The sequence below is a fragment of the Bacillus sp. K7 genome, from assembly GCF_053903245.1.
This window is the reverse complement of record NZ_CP096406.1, coordinates 3,429,722-3,448,783: the sequence shown is the minus strand read 5'-3', so window position 1 is coordinate 3,448,783 and position 19,062 is coordinate 3,429,722. Positions and strand designations below refer to the sequence as shown.

Below are 19,062 nucleotides of genomic sequence, written 5' to 3'. Positions count from 1 at the left end.
CTTGTTAGGAAACTCTGTGTTTGCTCTAGCCTATTTGGTTTCACCTATTATTTTGCTAGTAGAGCGGCTGTAACAGGGGCGGGGAGGGCAGCTGATAAAACATAGAGAGAAACACCTGTCTTCTAAGAATGAAATGGAGAGATTGGAAGGGAGAAACGATCATGATGGGTTAAAAGGTTGTGTTATATGAAGGATGTCTGACGGAGGAGCGCGTTATGGAGAAATGGAGATAACGCAGTGAAACATAATAAAAAGGCATGAGTCTGGTTCATTCAATACCAAACTCACGCCTATGCAATTTGTGTCTATCTTATTAAATCACTATTCAAATACCGGATCATCCTCATAGTAATAAGAATCCGGATCTTCATATGTGTCGGTGCTTTCAAAAGCGGCAATACCGATAATCACGAATATGAAAATGAGCAGAGCGATCCCAATCAGGGCCGAAATAATACTGGATGCAGCGTAAAACAACTGCATCTTTATAAACTTTCCGTAATTCTCAAGCATGTTTTCGCCAGCACTGCCGGCAAGATTTCCTTCGGCTTCCGCGGCTGCTTTTGCTGAACGCATCAGAAAGACGCCTGAAATAATGAGCAGTACGCCCGGAATGGCGCCGATCACTGTCATCAAGGTAGACAGTGTGGCAAGCGATCCCATAACGATCAGCAAAATGCCTGACACTTTGCCCCACTTGGCGATGTCTGATAGCGACTTGACAGCAGAGGCACTCAGCTGGCGGCTCTCACTTTCCTCAGCCGCAATCTCCTGTTCGACGGCATCATTTCCTTCGTTCTGATGTTCAATCTCGTTTTCATCTTTATCCAGACTAATCATGATAGCTCTCTCCCTAAAATTTTTAAATCGTATCTTTTGCCGTCCATTTCGGCGATGCCGGGGAATAGTCCCCATTCCGCAAACCCGTGCTTTTCAAACAGCTTCAAGCTTGGTTTATTATGTCCGAAAATGAAGGCCATAAGTGAACGGATTCCAAGTTCGGGCGCAATGCGAAGCGCTTCCTTGAGCAAATACGATCCGACGCCTTTGCCGCGGCATGCTTCGTCAATGTATATGCTGACCTCCGCTGTTTTATTATAAGCGGGCCTTCCGTAAAATGTTTCAAAGCTGATCCAGGCAGAAACGTTCCCGCTTCCGTCTTCGGCAACATAGAGCGGCCGCGACTCTGTATGCCCCAAAAACCACTCCATCCTGTCTTCGGGTGTTACCGGTTCTGTATCGGCTGTTACCATTCTCGAAGCAATCGTTGAATTATAAATCGCAACAACAGCCTCCAGATCTTTATGTTCAGCAAGACGCAATGTCATGTTCATACATTTTTGCACTCCTCTCAAAAAAGTCACATATTTTCGTATCAGCCTGCGCAAACTACATGTAAAAAAAGTTTTTTTGTATAGGTGTATATATTTTCAGAAAAGTGTTCAGAATGTTGCTGAGGTGATGAAACAATGAGAGAGGAAGAAAAGAAAACTTCTCAAGTCAAAAAACTTCAGCAGTTTTTTCGTAAACGCTGGGTGTTCCCTGCAATTTACTTAGTCAGTGCGGCCGTCATTTTAACAGCTGTCCTTTGGTACCAATCTGTATCAAATGATGATGTAAAGGATCAGTTGGCTGATAACGGCGGAAACTCCGCATATGACAACAACGACGATGCAGTTGAAGTAGGAAAGTCAATGGAAAATGTCGCTATGCCGGTTGTTGATTCTGAAAACGTATCTGTTGTGAAAAAGTTCTATGAAACCGATGCCGCAAAAGAAGAGAAAGAAGCAGCACTCGTTACCTATAATAACACGTACAGCCTAAGCAAAGGAATTGACTTAGCTGAGAAAGACGGAAAAGATTTCGATGTTTCTGCTTCTTTGAGCGGTACGGTTGTCAAGGCTGAAAAAGATCCGGTGCTGGGATACGTGATTGAAGTTGAACATGCCAACGGCTTATCAACTGTGTATCAATCTCTTTCTGAAGTAAGTGTTGAGCAAGGTGACAAGGTAAAGCAAAACCAAGTGATCGGAAAGTCTGGCAAGAACTTGTACAGTGAAGACAGCGGAAACCACGTGCATTTTGAAATCCGTAAAGACGGAGTCGCCATGAACCCGCTAAACTTTATGGACAAGCCGGTTTCTTCTATTGAAAAAGCTGCAGCAGCAGAAGAAAAAGCTGCCGCTGAAGAAACAGAAGAATCCATTCAGCAATCTTCCGAGAAAAAGGATGGAGCAACTGAAAAAGGAACAGAAGAAAAATCCGATGAGAAAACGGATGATTCAACTGACAAATCTGGTTCTAAAGAAAGCAGCACAACAGAAGACACTGAACAATCTTAATGTAGAAAACGTCTATCCGTGTGATAGGCGTTTTTTTCTGTACCTTTGCTTATGTCGCTATATATCGGCACATACGCTATAAAGGAGGTTATATCATGAACCGTCTGTTGCTTGGAGGCTGGACCCTTTTTATGCTGCTTTCTGTCTGTACGGAAAGTTTCAGCGGCATGGTCTTAACGCAAACGGTAGCTTTTCATTTTCAGCCGCGCCCCGACCTGTCTCAATTTTTGGTGATGGATGTTGCTGAGCTTGCTGTACCTGAAGCGTTTATTCAAAAAATCGGGCACGCGTTTTCCTTCTTTGTCCTGACCTATTTGCTGTGGAAACAGCGGTGCGGCATAAAATTGGCTGCGGCCGGCTCATTTGTATTTGCGTTTTTCACAGAAGTTCTTCAGCTCTTCTTCAGCAGGAACGGATGTATGCGGGATGTACTCATCGATGCTGTTGGAATTGGATTGTTTTGTGGTTTATATGTGTTGGCGAAGCGGAGAAAACATAAGATGCATGAAAAATATGAAAGCCGGCTGTCTTAATTCAGACGCCGGCTTTTGTCTTTTCTAGAAATTTTGATCGGTTGGTTTTTTCGTCAGTTTATTGATGATGGCTTCATAGATTCTCACAATCCAATCGACCAATGGGCGAAGCAGATCTGAAAATCTAAAGAACAAGAACCCGATAATGATAGAGACAACGAGGCTGCCCAATACATCTACGGGATAGTGATGCCCTACCCAAATTCTTGAAAACCCTGTCAATAGCCCGAAAATGACAAGCGGCCAGCCGATCTTGCGGTTTCTGAAAAGCATCGCAATCGAAATCGCTAACGCGCCTGTCGTGTGGTCACTCGGAAATGAAGCATCCGCATCGTGCGGAATCAGTGTATGCACAGTGTGCGCGACGAACGGGCGCGGTTCGAAATAAACCTGTGAAATCAAAAAGTTGATGACAAGACCCGCAATTCCTGTAAGGCCCGCGTAAAGCACATTTTTTCTGCTTTGCGTGTTCCCGAACACCCAGATAGCCAGCAGGATGAGAGCATAAGCGAGAATGGCATATTCCGTTATGAAGACCATAATGGAATCGAGAACCGAATTGTGATGAGATAGTCCATGGATGGCTTTAAATAGTTCGTAATTCAAATAATCACCTTTTGCATTTTTTATAATAGACCCATTATACTCATAAAAAGTTTCAAATCAATAAAGAATTTGCCGGAAATTGTGATGCTTGAAGAGAATTCGAAGGGGAAACAGTCTTTCTGGGGGATTCTATGCAAAAAAAGAGATCCGGAATTCCGAATCTCTTCAAAAACGATTACAGTGCGTCAGGTCCTTCCTCGCCGGTGCGGATGTTGATTGTATTGCTGATTTCGTAGACAAATATTTTTCCGTCGCCGGGTGAACCCGTTTTCAGGACTCTTTTAGCGGTCTCAGTCACTTGATCAACAGGGACCTTGCTGACCACCATTTCAATTTTTAAACGCTCGTATACATTGCTTTCTATTTTTACCCCTCGATAGAGCTCCGTATGCGCTTTTTGAAGGCCGCAGCCGTGAACATTGGAGAAGGTCAGAGAGGTCACTCCGATTTTTCCAAGTTCCTCCTTCAGCTTTTCGAAATTTGCCGGACGCGTTACAATTTCCACCTTGAACATTTGACCGCTCATAACGTCACTCCTCACATAGTATCTTGATATGCTTTTTCCCCGTGCATCGTTAAATCAAGCCCAAGTGATTCTTCTTCTTCGGTTGCGCGAAGGGGAAGGAAGAGGCCTACAATTTTAATGATAACGAATGTGACTATAAATACAAAAACGTAAGTGGCAACGATCGCTACGATTTGTTTCCAGATTAAGCTTGCATCACCATAAAATAATCCATCTGCTCCCGCTGAATTAACAGAGGTTGTCGCGAATAATCCTGTTGCGATGCCGCCCCATGTGCCGCCGATGCCATGCAAGCCAAAGGCGTCGAGTGCGTCATCGTATCCGAATTTCTTTTTCAGCGAGAAAACGCCCCAGAAACAAACTGCACCGCCTATGATGCCGATAATAATAGAAGCGAACGGGGTGACAAATCCAGCTGCCGGTGTAATCGCCACAAGCCCGGCAATTGCGCCGGATACCGCTCCGAGCATCGTCGGTTTCTTGTTAATGATCCATTCTACTAAGATCCAGCCGGCAATCCCGGCTGCTGCGGCAGTGTTTGTGTTGATGAAGGCGTACATGGCGACATCATCTAAGGTCAGGGCGCTGCCGACGTTAAAACCGAACCAGCCGAACCAAATCAAAGCCCCGCCTAAGAAGGTGTAAATGAGATTGTGCGGGGAAGGCGCTGTGCCTTCTTTCCGTTTTCCGAGCACAATAGCGAGAACAAGGCCTGCCACACCGGAGGAAATATGAACAACGTTGCCGCCGGCGAAATCGAGCGCGCCAAGCTGGCCGATCCAGCCGCCGCCCCATACCCAGTGCGCAACCGGTGTGTAAACGAAGGAAACCCATAAAACAGAGAATAAAAGAAAAGCGGCGAATCGCATCCGCTCTGCGAAAGCGCCGGAAATAATGGCTGTTGTCAGAACAGCGAACGTCATTTGGAACATCATAAATAATGAATGGGGAATGGTATCACTGTAATCTCCCGGATCAAATCCGACCCCTTTCAGACCGGCCCACTCCAGCCCGCCAATGAGTGAATTGCCTGGTGCGAAGGCGAGCGTATATCCGAACAGCACCCAAATGATAGAAACAATGGCAATGGAAGAGAAACTGTGCATAGCGGTGCTCAGCACATTTTTGCTTTTTACCATTCCTCCGTAAAATAACGCTAATCCCGGGGTCATCAGCCACACGAGTAAAGCGCAAAAGAACATAAAAACTGTATCGCCCATTTGCATGTCTCATTCCTCCGTATTTTTCAGAATAAAAGAATTATTATATTTCCTCATTATAGAGAAAAAAGAATGATAAAACATTTTCATGTAAGATTTCCTTACGTGGTTTTTTAGGGATGTTATCGAGGGATGGAATAACAGCAAATGGACAATTGAAAGATTATAAGACTTTATATCTATAAAAGTTGCTATCCATAAGAGCGGAGACTGGGAATTTACAATAAGAAGAAGGTTTTATATGACACTAAGGAGAGGATCGTAAAGGCGGCAGGTTCAGGAGAGTAGCAGCCAGCGACGGTCCGATTATTTTTAGCCTTTCATTTTTTCGTGTACGGTCTGGCTCAACGCCTGAAATCGAGGCAGCTGCTGGGGAGGAGGTTGGCATTGCGTAGACATTTTTCAGGGATTCCCATGTTTACGAACCGTTCATAGATTTCGGTGAAATCATTACGGCGGTCTTATTGTGATCCCGCGAAACAGCTGTATGAGGGGGCAGTTATATGTATATGATTATTGTGAACGGTGATTTGGTTAACGATTGTTTGACATTGGCACGCAGGATCTTAGTGCGATATGAATGGCGATGTGCTTTGCGGGAAAACTGCATCGTGAGAAAAGAGACCGGAGCTAGGTCTGTCTTTTTTCTTGTTTAAGCTGTTCAAATAGAAATAGGAAAATTGTATATCATAGCCAATGTTATTGTCTGACTTTTCAGTTATATTAGGTGACATCGAATGTCAGAAAACTGAACATGTGACGAAAACAGACAATATCGAAAGGGGAGCCGGCTATGACATTAAAAACGAGCCAGCATCAATCCAACAAACTGAGCAATGAAGATCTGTTGCCTTTGGGACAGGAAAAACGGACGTGGAAAGCAATAAACTTTGCCTCCATTTGGATGGGATGTATTCATAATATACCGACCTATGCGACGGTGGGCGGATTAATTGCGATCGGCCTCTCGCCTTGGCAGGTGCTGGCGATCATTATTACAGCTTCGCTTATCTTGTTTGGCGCTTTGGCTTTAAATGGCCATGCGGGGACAAAATACGGGCTGCCGTTCCCGGTAATCATTCGGGCTTCTTACGGAATATATGGGGCGAATATCCCAGCGCTTCTCAGGGCGTTTACAGCGATTATGTGGCTCGGCATTCAAACCTTTGCCGGAAGCACGGCGCTGAATATTTTGCTTTTGAATATATGGCCGGGCTGGGGAGGAATTGGCGGCGAGTGGAACATTCTCGGCATTCACTTGTCTGGTTTGCTTTCTTTTATATTCTTTTGGGCCATTCATTTGCTTGTATTGCATCACGGCATGGAATCGATTAAGCGTTTTGAAGTATGGGCGGGTCCTTTAGTGTATCTGGTATTTGGCGGCATGGTATGGTGGGCTGTCGATATTGCCGGAGGATTGGGGCCGATCTATTCCCAGCCGGGAAAGTTCCATACGTTTTCAGAAACATTCTGGCCGTTTGCCGCCGGGGTTACCGGCATCATCGGCATCTGGGCGACATTAATCTTAAATATCCCCGATTTTACACGGTTTGCTAAAACGCAAAAAGAGCAAGTCAAAGGGCAATTTTACGGCTTGCCGGGAACCTTTGCACTGTTTGCGTTTGCCAGTATTACAGTGACCTCCGGTTCTCAGGTTGCTTTCGGCGAACCGATTTGGGATGTTGTGGATATTTTAGCGAGGTTTGATAACCCATACGTCATCGCATTGTCCGTGATCACACTCTGCATCGCCACGATCTCTGTAAACGTCGCGGCGAATATCGTATCGCCCGCTTATGATATAGCAAATGCCCTGCCGACATATATTAATTTCAAACGCGGCAGTTACATCACTGCACTGCTCGCTTTATTTACGGTCCCGTGGAAGCTGATGGAAAGCGCGACAAGCGTATACGCGTTTCTCGGCTTAATTGGCGGCATGCTTGGTCCGGTGGCAGGCGTGATGATGGCTGATTATTTTATCATTCGCAAACGGGAGCTCTCGATAGATGACCTGTATTCTGAAACAGGGCGGTATGTGTATTGTAAGGGCTACAATTACCGTGCGTTTGCAGCCACGATTTTGGGTGCGCTGATCTCACTGATTGGTATGTATATTCCTGCTTTGAAGAGCTTATACGATATTTCCTGGTTTGTCGGTGTGCTCATTTCATTTCTTTTCTATATTGTTCTAATGCGTGTTCACCCGCCGGCTTCTTCGACGATTGAGACGTTTGAAGCTGGGCACGTTCGCCGGGCTGAATAAGATCTATCTCACGGTATATTTTCATATTTTCGAAATGGTTTTCCATAAATAGAACATTTATAATTGTTTTGGAAATCTATTCTAAAACGAAATGGGAATCGAATATGAGAAAATGGTATTTTATTCTTTTGGCAGGTGTGTTAACGTCCGTGATCCTCGCTTTTGTTTATGATAAGACAAAAGCGAATGGGGAAGGGTCTGGAGATTACCTATATGTTTCGCCACATGGCAGTGATCAAAGTGAAGGGACAAAAGAAAAGCCGTTTCGTACACTGGCACATGCTTCCGAGGAGGCTGTCGCCGGCACAACCGTGATGATTCGGGGAGGCACGTATCATGAACCACTTGTTGTAAAGCACAGCGGTGCGGACGGAACGCCTATCACATTCCGAAACTACGAAAATGAAAAAGTCGTGATTAGCGGAGAAACCGTTGCGGACGCAGAATATGAAACACCGCTCATTCATATTCACGATAAACACGACATTGCCATCAGCGGTTTAACGATACAAGATCTTTCTGTTTCATCTGAGGAAGCAACTGCTATTGGGATTTATCTATCGGGCTCCAGCAGTCATATTGCGATTCAGAACAATCATGTCCGGGACATTAAGACAACAGCGGATGAAGGAAATGCCCACGGAATCGCAGTCTATGGGACTGGCAGCATGAAAGACATTCAAATCGAGGACAATATTGTAGAGAATCTGACGCTTGGAGCGAGTGAAGCGGTAGTGCTGAACGGAAATATTGACGGCTTCACTGTTGCGGGCAATGTGGTCCGCAACAATAACAACATCGGGATCGACCTTATCGGTTATGAGGGAACCGCGGCCAAAAACGATTACGTGCGAAACGGAGTCGTACAAAACAATACGGTTTATCAAAATTCAACTTACGGAAATCCTGCTTATGGAGATGATTACTCAGCGGGCGGGATATATGTCGATGGAGGGCGTAGTATCGAAATTAAGAAAAACACAGTTTACAATAATGATATTGGGATTGAAGCAACGTCTGAACACAAAGGGAAATACGCAACCGCTATTCAGATAACAGACAACAAAGTGTACAACAATGCGTACACCGGTATTTCAGTCGGGGGGTATGACAAAAAGCGGGGCGGCACCAGCAATTCTCTGATTGCCCGCAACATGATGTACCGGAATGACACAAAGGGGCTGTATGGCGGACAGCTGCTGCTGCAGTACGATACAAAAAACAACACAATCGAAAAGAATATATTGACGGCCAGCGATTCAAGATTATTTATCGGAAACGACTTTACGGCAAATGAAGGCAATACGGTCAATCATAACGTGTACCATAAGGAAACGGATCAAGACGGTATATGGATGTGGAAAAAGGATGAATACGATTCGTTTGCGGCGTATCAAAAAGCGACAAATAACGATCAGCAATCCATTTATGCCGATCCGATGTATCGTGATGAAGAGTCCTATGACTTTACGTTAGACCCTGATTCACCTGTGCGGCCGGTCATTGAATAACATGCAATCATCGGCGTTCTCTCCCATTCAACGGAGCAGGACGCCGTTTTTTGATATGAAAAAAGACTGCCGGATTTTCCGGCAGTCTGAGCATTAGTCTGCAATAGACACTTTTCCTTCAGCTTTAGCAGGTTGTTTCTGGCTCCACGTATAGAGAAGCAGCGCAATCAGAACAAACAGCCCCGCTGATAAATAAATGGCAGAGAAGCCGGCAGACGCTACAAATAATCCGAACACATACGATCCTACAGCAATTCCGCTGTCAAAGAAGGTAAAGAACGTTGCCGTCGCAAACCCTGAGCGGTGAGCCGGAGATTTCTGGATCGCCAATGTTTGCATGCAGGGAACGATTGATCCGTATCCGAGACCGATAACGGCTCCTGAAAGCAGAAGCATCAAGCCGCTATTTGTGAAGGACAGCATGCAGAGCCCCACTGAGAAAATCAAGATTGATGGGTAAATGACAATGCCCGGTCCGACTTTGTCGAACAATTTCCCTGTGAACGGGCGTGCGATCATCATTGTCACCGCGAAGCAAACAAAGAAATATCCGCTGACATCCGAAAGATCAACTGATTTGGCGAATACAGACAGATATGATGTAACAGTTGAATAACAGAAAGAAATGAACAAACCGACCGTCGCGATCTTTAGTGCGCCTTTTTCAAACATATCCGAGAACGAAAAACGGAATACAGTTGTACCGCTGTCTTTGCTTTGCGGCACTTTTATCAAAAATGAAACAAGCAAGCCCGCAACCATAAACAGCGCAAAGGCTGTAAAGAATACAGGGAAGCTTACCACTCTCATCAAATTCAGGCCAAGGAAAGGCCCGATCGCCATAGCGAGGTTCATGGACATGGCAAAGTATCCAAGCCCTTCTCCGCGCCGTTTGGCGGGAATGATGTCCGCGGCAATCGCGCCTGTAACAGTCGTTAAAATGCTGAACCAAATCCCTTGGAAGAATCGCAATCCGAGCAGCAAGGAAAAGTTATGAATCGGCATATACAGAAAAGACGATAGGGCGAATAACGCCATTGATACAATCGCCATTCTTTTCTTCCCGAAGCGCTCAACAATGGCTCCGGAGAAAGGCCGTGTAATGATTGCTGACAGAAGGAACAGGCTGATTAAAAGCCCGCCTTGTGATTCTGTGCCGCCAAGTTCTTGAAGGGTATAAATCGGCAGTACGGTTAAAAACGTATAAAAGAACACAAACACAAATAAATTGACAAGCAGGACCATTATAAAATCCTTGGTCCATATCGCATCCGCTTTTTTCAAATGTATGTCACTTCCCTATTTTCATTGTTGTAAAAACTTGTGAAATAAATGAGAAAAAGCTTCCTTATCTTCATCCCGGAAATCCGCAAGCAGCTCTTCCTCGAATTTCAGCATTTTCACATTGATGTCTTCGTATTTTTTCTCAGCTTCTTTTGTGAGGACAACAAGTTTCTCCCGTTTGTCTTCACCTTGCTGTCTCTGTACCCAGCCGTTTTCTTCAAGGCGTTTGATCGTCCGTGTCACAGTCGGCGCCTCCACATTTAAATAGGACCAAATCTCTTTTTGAGTCATTGGTCCGATCGTGCGCAAACAATATAAAACTGACCATTGAGAGGAATAAAGGCCAAATGGCTCCAGCTGTTCATTGGCTTTCTTGGCAATCAGGCGGGCGCTTTGGTTGATTTGATGAATGAGGTTTCTGTTGACGTAGGTCATGTCGGTCTCCTTCTAAAAAACTTACCTAAGTAACTAATTGCTTTTTCATTCTACAGGAGGGGTGGATGAATGTAAAGATAAAAATGTAGTGACACGAAATAGTTTGCTGAGCTGAAAAAGTTTGTTTCACCCCTTGTCCTTATTGAGTTTTTAGCATATTCCCAAAAGAATGCTAATACACTGTTACAAACCTAACAAAGAGAGTGTTTGAGGTGAGGGATCGTGGGCATATTTCACAAACTTACTTTTAAAACCATACAACGAAGAAGCGGCATACTGTACGACTCTTTACAGAATACGGATCTCATTTCACACTTCTCACATCCATTTTAGGGAGGTCGAGTGGTGTGCACGATTACATCAAAGAGCGAACAATCAAGATAGGAAAGTACATCGTGGAGACAAAGAAAACCGTTCGTGTCATTGCGAAGGAATTTGGTGTTTCCAAAAGTACAGTACACAAGGATTTGACAGAGCGTCTGCCTGAAATTAATCCTGACTTGGCAAACGAAGTGAAGGAAATACTCGATTATCATAAATCCATCAGGCATTTAAGAGGAGGAGAAGCGACAAAATTGAAATATAAAAAAGATGATATTCTTGAAGGTGAACCTGTTCAGCAACCATAATGACCTGCTTTCATCAAGCTGGCGGTGTCTTCCCTGAAATCGTTCATAAAACATCCGCAAAAATTTGTAAAGAACTTAATGTGCTTCCAACTTTTTTTCTATATTTTATGATAATATATATAATTAGGGCACAATGTGGATATTTACTGTGAAACAGATTTTCAAGGAGGATATAAATAGATGTTTGCAAGGGATATTGGTATTGACCTCGGTACTGCAAATGTACTGATCCATGTTAAAGGTAAAGGAATTGTTCTGAATGAACCTTCCGTAGTTGCACTTGATAAAAATAGCGGCAAAGTGCTGGCGGTTGGCGAAGAGGCAAGACGAATGGTTGGACGTACACCTGGGAATATTGTTGCGATTCGCCCGCTGAAAGACGGAGTTATCGCTGACTTTGAAGTAACAGAAGCAATGCTGAAGCATTTCATTAACAAGCTGAATGTAAAAGGCCTGTTCTCAAAACCGCGCATGCTCATTTGCTGCCCGACGAATATTACATCCGTTGAGCAAAAAGCAATTAAAGAAGCTGCAGAAAAAAGCGGCGGTAAACATGTGTACCTTGAAGAAGAACCTAAAGTTGCCGCTATCGGCGCGGGTATGGAAATATTCCAGCCAAGCGGTAACATGGTTGTAGACATCGGAGGCGGGACGACGGATATCGCGGTGATTTCAATGGGCGATATTGTCACCTCCTCTTCTATTAAAATGGCTGGGGACAAGTTTGACATGGAAATCTTAAATTACATCAAACGCGAGTACAAACTGCTGATCGGAGAACGTACTGCGGAAGATATTAAGGTTAAAGTCGCAACGGTTTTCCCAGACGCACGTCACGAGGAAATTTCCATTCGCGGACGGGACATGGTTTCCGGTCTTCCAAGAACCATTACAGTAAACAGTAAAGAAGTTGAAGAAGCCCTTCGTGAATCTGTCGCTGTTATTGTGCAGGCTGCGAAACAAGTGCTTGAAAGAACACCGCCTGAACTTTCCGCTGATATTATTGACCGCGGCGTTATCATTACCGGCGGAGGCGCGCTCTTAAACGGCCTTGACCAGCTGCTGGCTGAAGAGCTGAAAGTGCCGGTTCTCGTTGCTGAAAATCCTATGGATTGCGTAGCCATCGGCACAGGTGTCATGCTTGATAATATGGACAAGCTTCCTAAACGCAAACTAAGCTGATTTCACAAACCTCATTCTGAAAAAGAATGAGGTTTTTTTATGAAAAAGCCTTCACGAATGGATGATTAATGACGATAATAGGATAAAATACTGATTTTTTTATAGAACGAACGTTCCTACATGACAACTGGAAAAAATGCCATTTTAGAGGTGGAAAATTTGTTAAAAGGATTATATACAGCAACATCCGGAATGATTGCCCAGCAACGCAGAACGGAAATGCTTTCAAATAACATTGCAAATGCCAATACATCAGGATATAAAGCAGAACAAGGCTCTATGCGCGCCTTTCCTGAGATGCTGCTAAACAGAATAGAATCAAAATCTCCGTCCGGAACATCGAAGACAGAAATCGGTTCTGTGAATACAGGTGTGTATATGCAGGAACTTAAGCCTCTTTTCACACAAGGAAGCTTAAAGTCCACAGATCAGCCTACAGACATCACATTGGTCGAAAATCAAGTCCCGGTTCATGCGGAAACCAATGAAAACGCGGCTCTTTTTTACCCGGTTCAGACAGCGGACGGAATCCGGTATTCTAAAAGCAGCACATTTTCGCTAAATGGGGATAATCAGCTGACGATCAATGGAAATCCGATTTTATCTACGGATGGCCAGCCAATCACAGTTGATAATGAGAATTTCTCTGTGTCTGAAAATGGTACTGTCACAACGAACGGGCGGACAGCAGGCCAAATTGACGTCAGAATGGCGGAGGATGTCCGCGATTTGAAACGAGACGGAAATGATTTATACAGCACGGCGGACGGCAACGATCTGCCAAGCGCAGCCGGAAATAACCAGGTATCCTATTCATTAAAGCAAGGCGTTTCTGAGCTTTCAAACGTGGATGTGACAAGCGCTTATACAGAAATGACTGAAGCGTACAGATCGTTTGAGGCCAATCAGAAGGTGATTCAGGCTTACGATAAAAGTATGGATAAAGCAGCCAATGAAATCGGTAAAATCTAAGATAATGGAAGAAAAAACGGGGGACATCAACCATGCTCAGGTCAATGCTAACGGCATCAACAACCTTAAACCAGCTGCAGCAGCAAATTGACACAATCAGCAGCAACCTTTCAAACAGCAACACAACCGGCTATAAGGCAAAAGATACGAATTTTTCCGAGCTAGTCAGACAGCAATTCGCTCAAGTTGATGAAAAAAACGAGGAAGTGGCAGAGGCCCGAAAAACGCCGCCCGGCTTGCGCCTTGGCGTCGGAGCGATGATGCATTCACGCCTTGTGTCTGATCAGGGAAGCATTCAGAAGACGGATCGCGACCTGGATATCGCCTTTACGTCTCCATACCAATATCTTCAGGTGAACGTAAATGGCAGCCGCCAGTACACGAGGGACGGAGCGCTGTATGTAACGCCTTCAGCTGCAAATGCCAACCAGCTTCAGCTCGTTACTGGAGATGGGTATCCGGTGCTTGATGAAAACGGCAATACAGTGAACATCGACAGCACAATGAAGAATATCACCATCAATGAAAACGGCACCTTAACCGCATCAGACGGAAACGCGGTCCAGCGGTTTAATCTCGGAGTTGTCCAAGTGAATAACCCTCAAGAGCTGAAATCGGAAGGGAATAACCTTTTCTCGATTGATAATGAGGCAGCTTTTAAAGAGCTGAATGGCGCGAATAGACAAGATATCGGCATGCAGCAAGGCTCGCTTGAGATGTCCAATGTTGATATTTCAGAACAAATGACAGATTTGATCACGTCCCAGCGTTCTTATCAGCTGAACAGCAGAACAATTACAATGGGAGATCAAATGCTCGGTTTAATCAATTCAGTGAGATAATAAGAAATGGGCGTTTTCAATCAGCCGCGCATGATAAAAAAAGCGGCTTTTTCGAAATCGTCCTTTTTTTTGTAGTATTCCGTGATATCTTCTACAAGCACTTCTAAATCCACCCAAGCTTCAATTTTTTCTAACTCAAGCACATATTCGAGCAGCTGGTCATAGGGGTCTTCAACTGATGTATAGAGCGCCTCAAGCGTTTTTAATTTTAAATAAATGGTTTGAATGTCTACCTTTTCAGATAATTCTTTCCCTTTTTGCAGGATGGCTTTCGCTTCTGTGATCTGACCTGTTTTAAAGAGCGCTCTGACAGATTCGTACACACAGTGCAAATACGAGACTGGAGAATTCGTTTCAAACTCCTGATTCTTCAGTACTTTTTTAAAGTAAAGAAGCGCTTCCTGGTCTTTTTTTTCGGTCGCCTTTAAAAAGCCAAGATTATAATAAGCGTGGCACAGCAGGTTTTCATCATGTAATTGCCGGGTTTTCCTAATGATTTCTTCGAAAAGCTTCTCAGCTTTTTCATAGCGTTCTTGATCAATATAATTAACGGCGAGCAAAAGCTTGCAGGTGATCACCTTTTTAATATAGCCGAATTGCTGTAAATAGATATCTAATGCTTTTTTGACGTATTGGATGGAAAGCGGCGGTGATTTCATCAAGTAATAGGCGCCAGCGGTTTGATAATATAATTCAGCGGCTTCAAACCTGTTTTGAATGGCTGACAGGTACTGTTCAGCTTTTTTAAAATGATTCACTGCATGTTTCGGAGCTGTTTTTACCATTTCGTATAATCCTGAAAAAAAATACAGATAATATTTCAATTCATCATTCATTTTGTCTTCCAGGCCGTATAGATCTTCGAACAATTCGTCAAGTCCGTTCTGGTTTTCAAAAAGAAGCTGATGGCGCGCCTGAAACAATTGATAACGCATCCAAAGTTTTGTGTTCTTTTTGAGCTTCGGAAGGTGCTGGTCAATTTTCTCTTTTACTGAGCGCACATGATTCATTTTGCGTTTGCTCATTGCAGAGTGCCACTCGTCTAACATGGTTTGCATCCTTTTTTCAATAAACTTCGAAATCATTTTCCTACCTCTTTGCTATTGGTAAAATCTATAATTATCATATCATAACTATTGACGGCTCTCATTGACAGTTGGTTACATCTTAGCGCCGGTTGAAAAAGAGATTAATTCATAATATACTTTTCAGATGTACAGATTGGATCTTTGATGATTGCTATACATACAAATGCAGATGAAGGAGATGTCAAGAGAATGCTTGATACTCAGCAAATTAAAGAAATTATTCCTCACCGTTATCCGTTTTTGCTTGTAGACCGGATTACGGAAGTTGAAGAAGGCAAACGGGCAAAAGGCTATAAAAATGTAACCGCAAATGAAGAGTTCTTTAACGGACATTTTCCCCAGTATCCGGTCATGCCCGGCGTATTAATCGTAGAAGCGCTTGCCCAAGTCGGAGCTGTTGCGATGCTGATTAAAGAAGAAAACCGCGGCAGACTGGCATTCTTTGCAGGCATTGATAATTGCCGATTTAAAAAACAAGTTAAGCCTGGTGATCAGCTTCATCTTGAAGTGGACATCATTCGTGCGCGCGGCACAATCGGGCGCGGAAAAGGCGTGGCTACAGTCGATGGCGAAGTCGTTTGCGAAGTTGAATTGACTTTTGCTCTCGGAGAATAAATGTTTAAAGGCAGATGGGCGGCGGCACATTTGTCTTTTTTCTTTCAAAACATGAGAAAAAGCAGGTGATTGTATGTGGAATGAATTTAAGGCTTTTGCCATGCGCGGGAACATCATGGATCTCGCGATTGGTGTTGTAATAGGCGGCGCGTTTGGAAAGATCGTCACATCTCTAGTCAATGATATCATCATGCCATTGGTGGGCTTGCTGCTGGGAGGGCTTGATTTTTCAGGGTTGTCGTTTAGCTTTGGCGATGCTGTAGTGAAGTACGGCAGCTTTATACAGACGATCGTGAATTTCTTAATCATATCGTTCTCTATATTTATTGTGATTCGGATTTTGAATGGGTTAAGACGCAAAAAAGAAGCAGAAGAAGAGGCGGCCGAGGAAGCGCCAGATGCGCAAGAGGAGCTGCTGAAGGAAATCAGAGATCTGCTGAAGCAGCAAACAAGGTCGCCGGAATAAGAAGACTGCCGTTTTGAACGGCGGTTTCAGATTGTTGACAAAGTCCTAAAACGGTTTTCGTTTTAGGATTTTGTCATTTAATATTTCAGTCCGCACCGATAAGAGAAAAAAGACTCCTTGCATCTTTCGCTCTTCAACCCGGCATCTCTCTCATTTCTATATTTTTTGCTTAAACGCCTCAATCAGTTTATTTCCTGTATAGCCCTCTTTGACAAGGGACTCCAGAAGGGTTTCTGTGCCATGCTGTTTTCTTGTGACCATTTGTCCGTAGATTAAAACCTGTATGCTTTCTTCCAACTTGACGATATTTTTGACTGACGCTGTCAGCTGGGCGGGGCGATTGCTTTGTTTGGTGATCGTTACAAATACTGTGGCTTCCGTTTGGCTGTTTTGAAGCTGTTCAAAAAAAGACAGATGTTCTTTCGCTACAAGCGCCTCAATCAGCCAGTGATTTTCACCGTCTTCTTTATTTATAATCAGTCCGTCAATAAGGGGAAACTGTTCAATTGATTTCTCTTCCTTGTCCACTCGTTCCACATTCAGGTCAACCAGTTTAAAGGTTTTCATTTCTATTCTCACCCCGATTACTTCCAAAGTTTTCTTGCATTCCATTATAACATAAACGTTTTTGCGGAAAAAACGTGTAATGCAGGGACTTAAGAACTTTGTATTGGTGAAACATTTAATAATTTCTATTTTTTCATTATACTGTAACTGACTAAGGATTACGGAGAGATGTATATGAATCAGTTTCGTTTAAAAGAAATTTATATTGACGGCACTCCTTCTGAAAATCGCATGATTCAAAAGGAAGTAACCTATATGTTAAGCCGTAAAGAAGTATTTGAGGTTCATCTGAACAAAAAAAGAAGGGTAAGCTTTTTATACGAGACGCATGATGGCATGGAACAGTATAAAATTGAGCTGTCGATGCCGGAAAAAAAACTGAGCTTTCAGTGGTTTGCATGGGATGGCTCTTCCTATGTGTGCATGAATACGCAAAATTGGCTGACAAGGCAAATATTTTTCAGGTTTTTAAAAAGTACATATTTCTTCAAAGGGAAAAAACAAAAGATGTTTTTAGCTGAAGGAAAAATGAGAACAAAAGATAAAAACATAGGCTGAAAGCCATTTTTAAGCGTTTTTCTTTTCTTATTGCATCATCTACAATACATGTAACCGCAAGGAGAGGAGGAATCGCATGTTCAATCAGGTCATGCTTGTCGGCCGTCTTACAAAAGATCCTGAGCTTCGCTACACTTCTGCCGGAGCGGCAGTTGCACACGTTACGCTCGCGGTAAACCGCAGTTTCAAGAATGCTTCAGGTGAAATCGAAGCCGATTACGTCAACTGCACGCTTTGGAGAAAAACCGCTGAAAACACGGCGCTATATTGCCAAAAAGGTTCTCTCGTTGGCGTTAGCGGACGGATTCAGACAAGGAGCTATGAAAACGCAGACGGCGTTAACGTGTATGTAACGGAAGTGTTGGCTGACACTGTTCGTTTTATGGACTCTAAACCCCGGGAAAAAGCTGCCGATTGACAACCCCTGATCCTCCGTTTTCTATCCATTCATGATGATTCGACTCTTCGCAACATCCCCTCGCAATTGACCAGTCGACCAGACTGGTCTGTTTTTTTTGAATGGATTTAGGAAAAATTGGTTCATAAGATGCATTTTTGCTTAAAAACACTTAAAAATATTGATTGTAATTTTGTTAAAACTTATAATTACTTAAAGATGATAGATCAGAAAAGGAATGAGGGCGTGTACCAAGAAGAAAGATTAGTAGCCATTTTGGATTTTTTAAAACAGCATAACCGAATTACAACGGAGCAGATCAGTACGCTTCTTCAAGTGTCAAGAGATACAGCCAGACGGGACCTTGTGAAGCTGGAGGAACAGAAAGCCATCATCCGCACAAGGGGCGGCGCCATTTTGCCGACTGTGCACCAGAAAATTCAAAGTTATTCCGGGCGCCTGAAAACAGTGTCGGAGGAAAAAACCGAGATCGGCAGGCTTGCCGCATCACTCATTCATAATGGTGAGCGGGTGATTTTAGATGCTTCTACAACCGTTCAGGCATGTGCGGAGCATTTGAATGCGGATGATTGCACGGTGATTACCAACTCAATTAACCTCGCTGAAGTGCTGTCAGATAAGGAAGGAATTGAAATCTATCTGCTCGGGGGCAAGCTGGAAAAGGAGCACCGCTTTCTGTACGGCGCCTCTGTGATTGAAAAGCTCTCAAGCTACCACGTCGATAAAGCGCTGATCGGTGTGGTCGGCATTTCCGAACATGGCATTACAATTGCGCATGAAGAAGATGGCATGGTGAAGCGAAAAATGATTCAGCAGGCAAAGCAGGTGATCGCGCTTGCAGATCATTCAAAACTGGGAAGTACCAGTTTTTATCAGTATGCGGAGCTGAGCGAAATCGATCTCTTGATCACAGACAGGCTGCCGAGTCAGGCGTTTTGTGATTTGCTTGACCGAAACGGGGTGGAACTGCTCGTGACAGAGCAGGATGAAGGAAAGGGCTGA

At 43.9% G+C, this 19,062-nt stretch carries 23 protein-coding genes and 1 pseudogene; 15 read left to right on the top strand and 9 right to left on the bottom strand.

Annotation, left to right across the window (positions count from 1 at the left end; all coding sequences use genetic code 11):
* Positions 1-321 precede the first annotated feature (321 nt).
* Positions 322-840 (bottom strand): DUF5362 family protein, encoded by a 519-nt coding sequence (locus M1D98_RS17615; RefSeq protein ID WP_121643464.1) that lies wholly within the window; start codon positions 838-840, stop codon positions 322-324.
* Positions 837-1,328, bottom strand: coding sequence for a GNAT family N-acetyltransferase (locus M1D98_RS17610; RefSeq protein WP_435576430.1), 492 nt, complete (start codon positions 1,326-1,328; stop codon positions 837-839). Before M1D98_RS17610 ends, M1D98_RS17615 begins: the two co-directional genes overlap by 4 nt.
* Positions 1,329-1,469: 141 nt before the next feature.
* On the opposite strand from M1D98_RS17610, the gene spoIIQ reads away from it, so the two are divergent.
* Together spoIIQ and M1D98_RS17600 are read left to right on the top strand one after the other, a co-directional pair.
* Positions 1,470-2,342: a stage II sporulation protein spoIIQ gene (gene spoIIQ / locus M1D98_RS17605; RefSeq protein WP_010328881.1), complete on the top strand. Its 873-nt coding sequence runs from the start codon at positions 1,470-1,472 to the stop codon at positions 2,340-2,342.
* A gap of 95 nt (positions 2,343-2,437) precedes the next feature.
* Positions 2,438-2,875 (top strand): VanZ family protein, encoded by a 438-nt coding sequence (locus M1D98_RS17600; protein WP_039075243.1) that lies wholly within the window; start codon positions 2,438-2,440, stop codon positions 2,873-2,875.
* A 24-nt stretch (positions 2,876-2,899) separates the two neighbouring features.
* Here the strand turns inward: M1D98_RS17600 and M1D98_RS17595 are convergent, their stop codons facing one another.
* From M1D98_RS17595 to amtB, 3 genes are all read right to left on the bottom strand, one after another.
* Positions 2,900-3,481: an undecaprenyl-diphosphatase gene (locus M1D98_RS17595; protein WP_010328879.1), complete on the bottom strand. Its 582-nt coding sequence runs from the start codon at positions 3,479-3,481 to the stop codon at positions 2,900-2,902.
* 175 nt (positions 3,482-3,656) lie between these two features.
* The gene (locus M1D98_RS17590; RefSeq protein WP_121643463.1) at positions 3,657-4,007 is read right to left on the bottom strand and encodes a P-II family nitrogen regulator; all 351 of its coding nucleotides are present in this window, start codon (positions 4,005-4,007) and stop codon (positions 3,657-3,659) included.
* A gap of 11 nt (positions 4,008-4,018) precedes the next feature.
* Positions 4,019-5,233 carry an ammonium transporter AmtB gene (gene amtB, locus M1D98_RS17585; RefSeq protein WP_121643462.1) on the bottom strand — a complete coding sequence of 405 codons (1,215 nt, stop codon included), beginning with the start codon at positions 5,231-5,233 and terminating at the stop codon, positions 4,019-4,021.
* A gap of 285 nt (positions 5,234-5,518) precedes the next feature.
* Between amtB and M1D98_RS17580 the strand changes: the two are divergent.
* The 3 genes and pseudogenes from M1D98_RS17580 to M1D98_RS17570 form a co-directional block, all read left to right on the top strand.
* Positions 5,519-5,804 (top strand): annotated as a pseudogene (locus tag M1D98_RS17580) (hypothetical protein); the annotation flags it as partial.
* A gap of 216 nt (positions 5,805-6,020) precedes the next feature.
* Positions 6,021-7,493 (top strand): allantoin permease, encoded by a 1,473-nt coding sequence (gene pucI / locus M1D98_RS17575; RefSeq protein ID WP_268538474.1) that lies wholly within the window; start codon positions 6,021-6,023, stop codon positions 7,491-7,493.
* Positions 7,494-7,597: 104 nt separating this feature from the next.
* A complete protein-coding gene (locus M1D98_RS17570; RefSeq protein ID WP_456279791.1) occupies positions 7,598-9,004 on the top strand; it encodes a right-handed parallel beta-helix repeat-containing protein in 1,407 nt (468 codons plus the stop codon).
* A gap of 93 nt (positions 9,005-9,097) precedes the next feature.
* Here the strand turns inward: M1D98_RS17570 and M1D98_RS17565 are convergent, their stop codons facing one another.
* Both M1D98_RS17565 and M1D98_RS17560 read right to left on the bottom strand, forming a co-directional pair.
* The gene (locus tag M1D98_RS17565) at positions 9,098-10,288 is read right to left on the bottom strand and encodes an MFS transporter (protein ID WP_268522321.1); all 1,191 of its coding nucleotides are present in this window, start codon (positions 10,286-10,288) and stop codon (positions 9,098-9,100) included.
* 21 nt (positions 10,289-10,309) lie between these two features.
* The gene (locus tag M1D98_RS17560) at positions 10,310-10,723 is read right to left on the bottom strand and encodes a MarR family transcriptional regulator (RefSeq protein WP_435576302.1); all 414 of its coding nucleotides are present in this window, start codon (positions 10,721-10,723) and stop codon (positions 10,310-10,312) included.
* 222 nt (positions 10,724-10,945) lie between these two features.
* Here M1D98_RS17560 and M1D98_RS17555 point away from each other — a divergent pair, with 222 nt between their 5' ends.
* The 5 genes from M1D98_RS17555 (at position 10,946) to flhP (ending at position 14,348) form a co-directional block, all read left to right on the top strand.
* Positions 10,946-11,056, top strand: coding sequence for a protein usd (locus M1D98_RS17555; protein WP_082022679.1), 111 nt, complete (start codon positions 10,946-10,948; stop codon positions 11,054-11,056).
* A 14-nt stretch (positions 11,057-11,070) separates the two neighbouring features.
* Positions 11,071-11,352: a sporulation transcriptional regulator SpoIIID gene (gene spoIIID / locus M1D98_RS17550; protein ID WP_010328872.1), complete on the top strand. Its 282-nt coding sequence runs from the start codon at positions 11,071-11,073 to the stop codon at positions 11,350-11,352.
* Positions 11,353-11,532: 180 nt separating this feature from the next.
* Positions 11,533-12,534 (top strand): cell shape-determining protein Mbl, encoded by a 1,002-nt coding sequence (mbl, locus tag M1D98_RS17545; RefSeq protein WP_003221803.1) that lies wholly within the window; start codon positions 11,533-11,535, stop codon positions 12,532-12,534.
* Positions 12,535-12,693: 159 nt separating this feature from the next.
* Positions 12,694-13,506, top strand: coding sequence for a flagellar hook-basal body protein (locus M1D98_RS17540; protein ID WP_268522319.1), 813 nt, complete (start codon positions 12,694-12,696; stop codon positions 13,504-13,506).
* A gap of 32 nt (positions 13,507-13,538) precedes the next feature.
* Positions 13,539-14,348, top strand: a complete 810-nt coding sequence (gene flhP, locus M1D98_RS17535) for a flagellar hook-basal body complex protein FlhP (RefSeq protein ID WP_456279790.1) — start codon at positions 13,539-13,541, stop codon at positions 14,346-14,348.
* A 20-nt stretch (positions 14,349-14,368) separates the two neighbouring features.
* Here the strand turns inward: flhP and M1D98_RS17530 are convergent, their stop codons facing one another.
* On the bottom strand, positions 14,369-15,433 hold the full coding sequence (locus tag M1D98_RS17530) for a tetratricopeptide repeat protein (protein WP_268538469.1): 1,065 nt from the start codon (positions 15,431-15,433) through the stop codon (positions 14,369-14,371).
* A 192-nt stretch (positions 15,434-15,625) separates the two neighbouring features.
* On the opposite strand from M1D98_RS17530, the gene fabZ reads away from it, so the two are divergent.
* Both fabZ and mscL read left to right on the top strand, forming a co-directional pair.
* Positions 15,626-16,051: a 3-hydroxyacyl-ACP dehydratase FabZ gene (gene fabZ / locus M1D98_RS17525; protein ID WP_010328868.1), complete on the top strand. Its 426-nt coding sequence runs from the start codon at positions 15,626-15,628 to the stop codon at positions 16,049-16,051.
* Positions 16,052-16,124: 73 nt separating this feature from the next.
* Positions 16,125-16,517 carry a large conductance mechanosensitive channel protein MscL gene (gene mscL, locus M1D98_RS17520; RefSeq protein ID WP_121643456.1) on the top strand — a complete coding sequence of 131 codons (393 nt, stop codon included), beginning with the start codon at positions 16,125-16,127 and terminating at the stop codon, positions 16,515-16,517.
* A gap of 156 nt (positions 16,518-16,673) precedes the next feature.
* Here mscL and M1D98_RS17515 read toward each other — a convergent pair whose 3' ends face one another.
* Complete coding sequence (locus tag M1D98_RS17515; protein WP_268559171.1) at positions 16,674-17,084, bottom strand: YwpF-like family protein; 411 nt, start codon at positions 17,082-17,084, stop codon at positions 16,674-16,676.
* Between the two features lie 174 nt (positions 17,085-17,258).
* On the opposite strand from M1D98_RS17515, the gene M1D98_RS17510 reads away from it, so the two are divergent.
* The 3 genes from M1D98_RS17510 to glcR all read left to right on the top strand — a co-directional run bounded on the left by M1D98_RS17510 (position 17,259) and on the right by glcR (position 19,062).
* Positions 17,259-17,642, top strand: a complete 384-nt coding sequence (locus M1D98_RS17510; protein ID WP_010328865.1) for a hypothetical protein — start codon at positions 17,259-17,261, stop codon at positions 17,640-17,642.
* Between the two features lie 76 nt (positions 17,643-17,718).
* The gene (gene ssbB / locus M1D98_RS17505) at positions 17,719-18,060 is read left to right on the top strand and encodes a single-stranded DNA-binding protein SsbB (protein ID WP_010328864.1); all 342 of its coding nucleotides are present in this window, start codon (positions 17,719-17,721) and stop codon (positions 18,058-18,060) included.
* 225 nt (positions 18,061-18,285) lie between these two features.
* Complete coding sequence (gene glcR / locus M1D98_RS17500; RefSeq protein WP_010328863.1) at positions 18,286-19,062, top strand: transcriptional regulator GlcR; 777 nt, start codon at positions 18,286-18,288, stop codon at positions 19,060-19,062.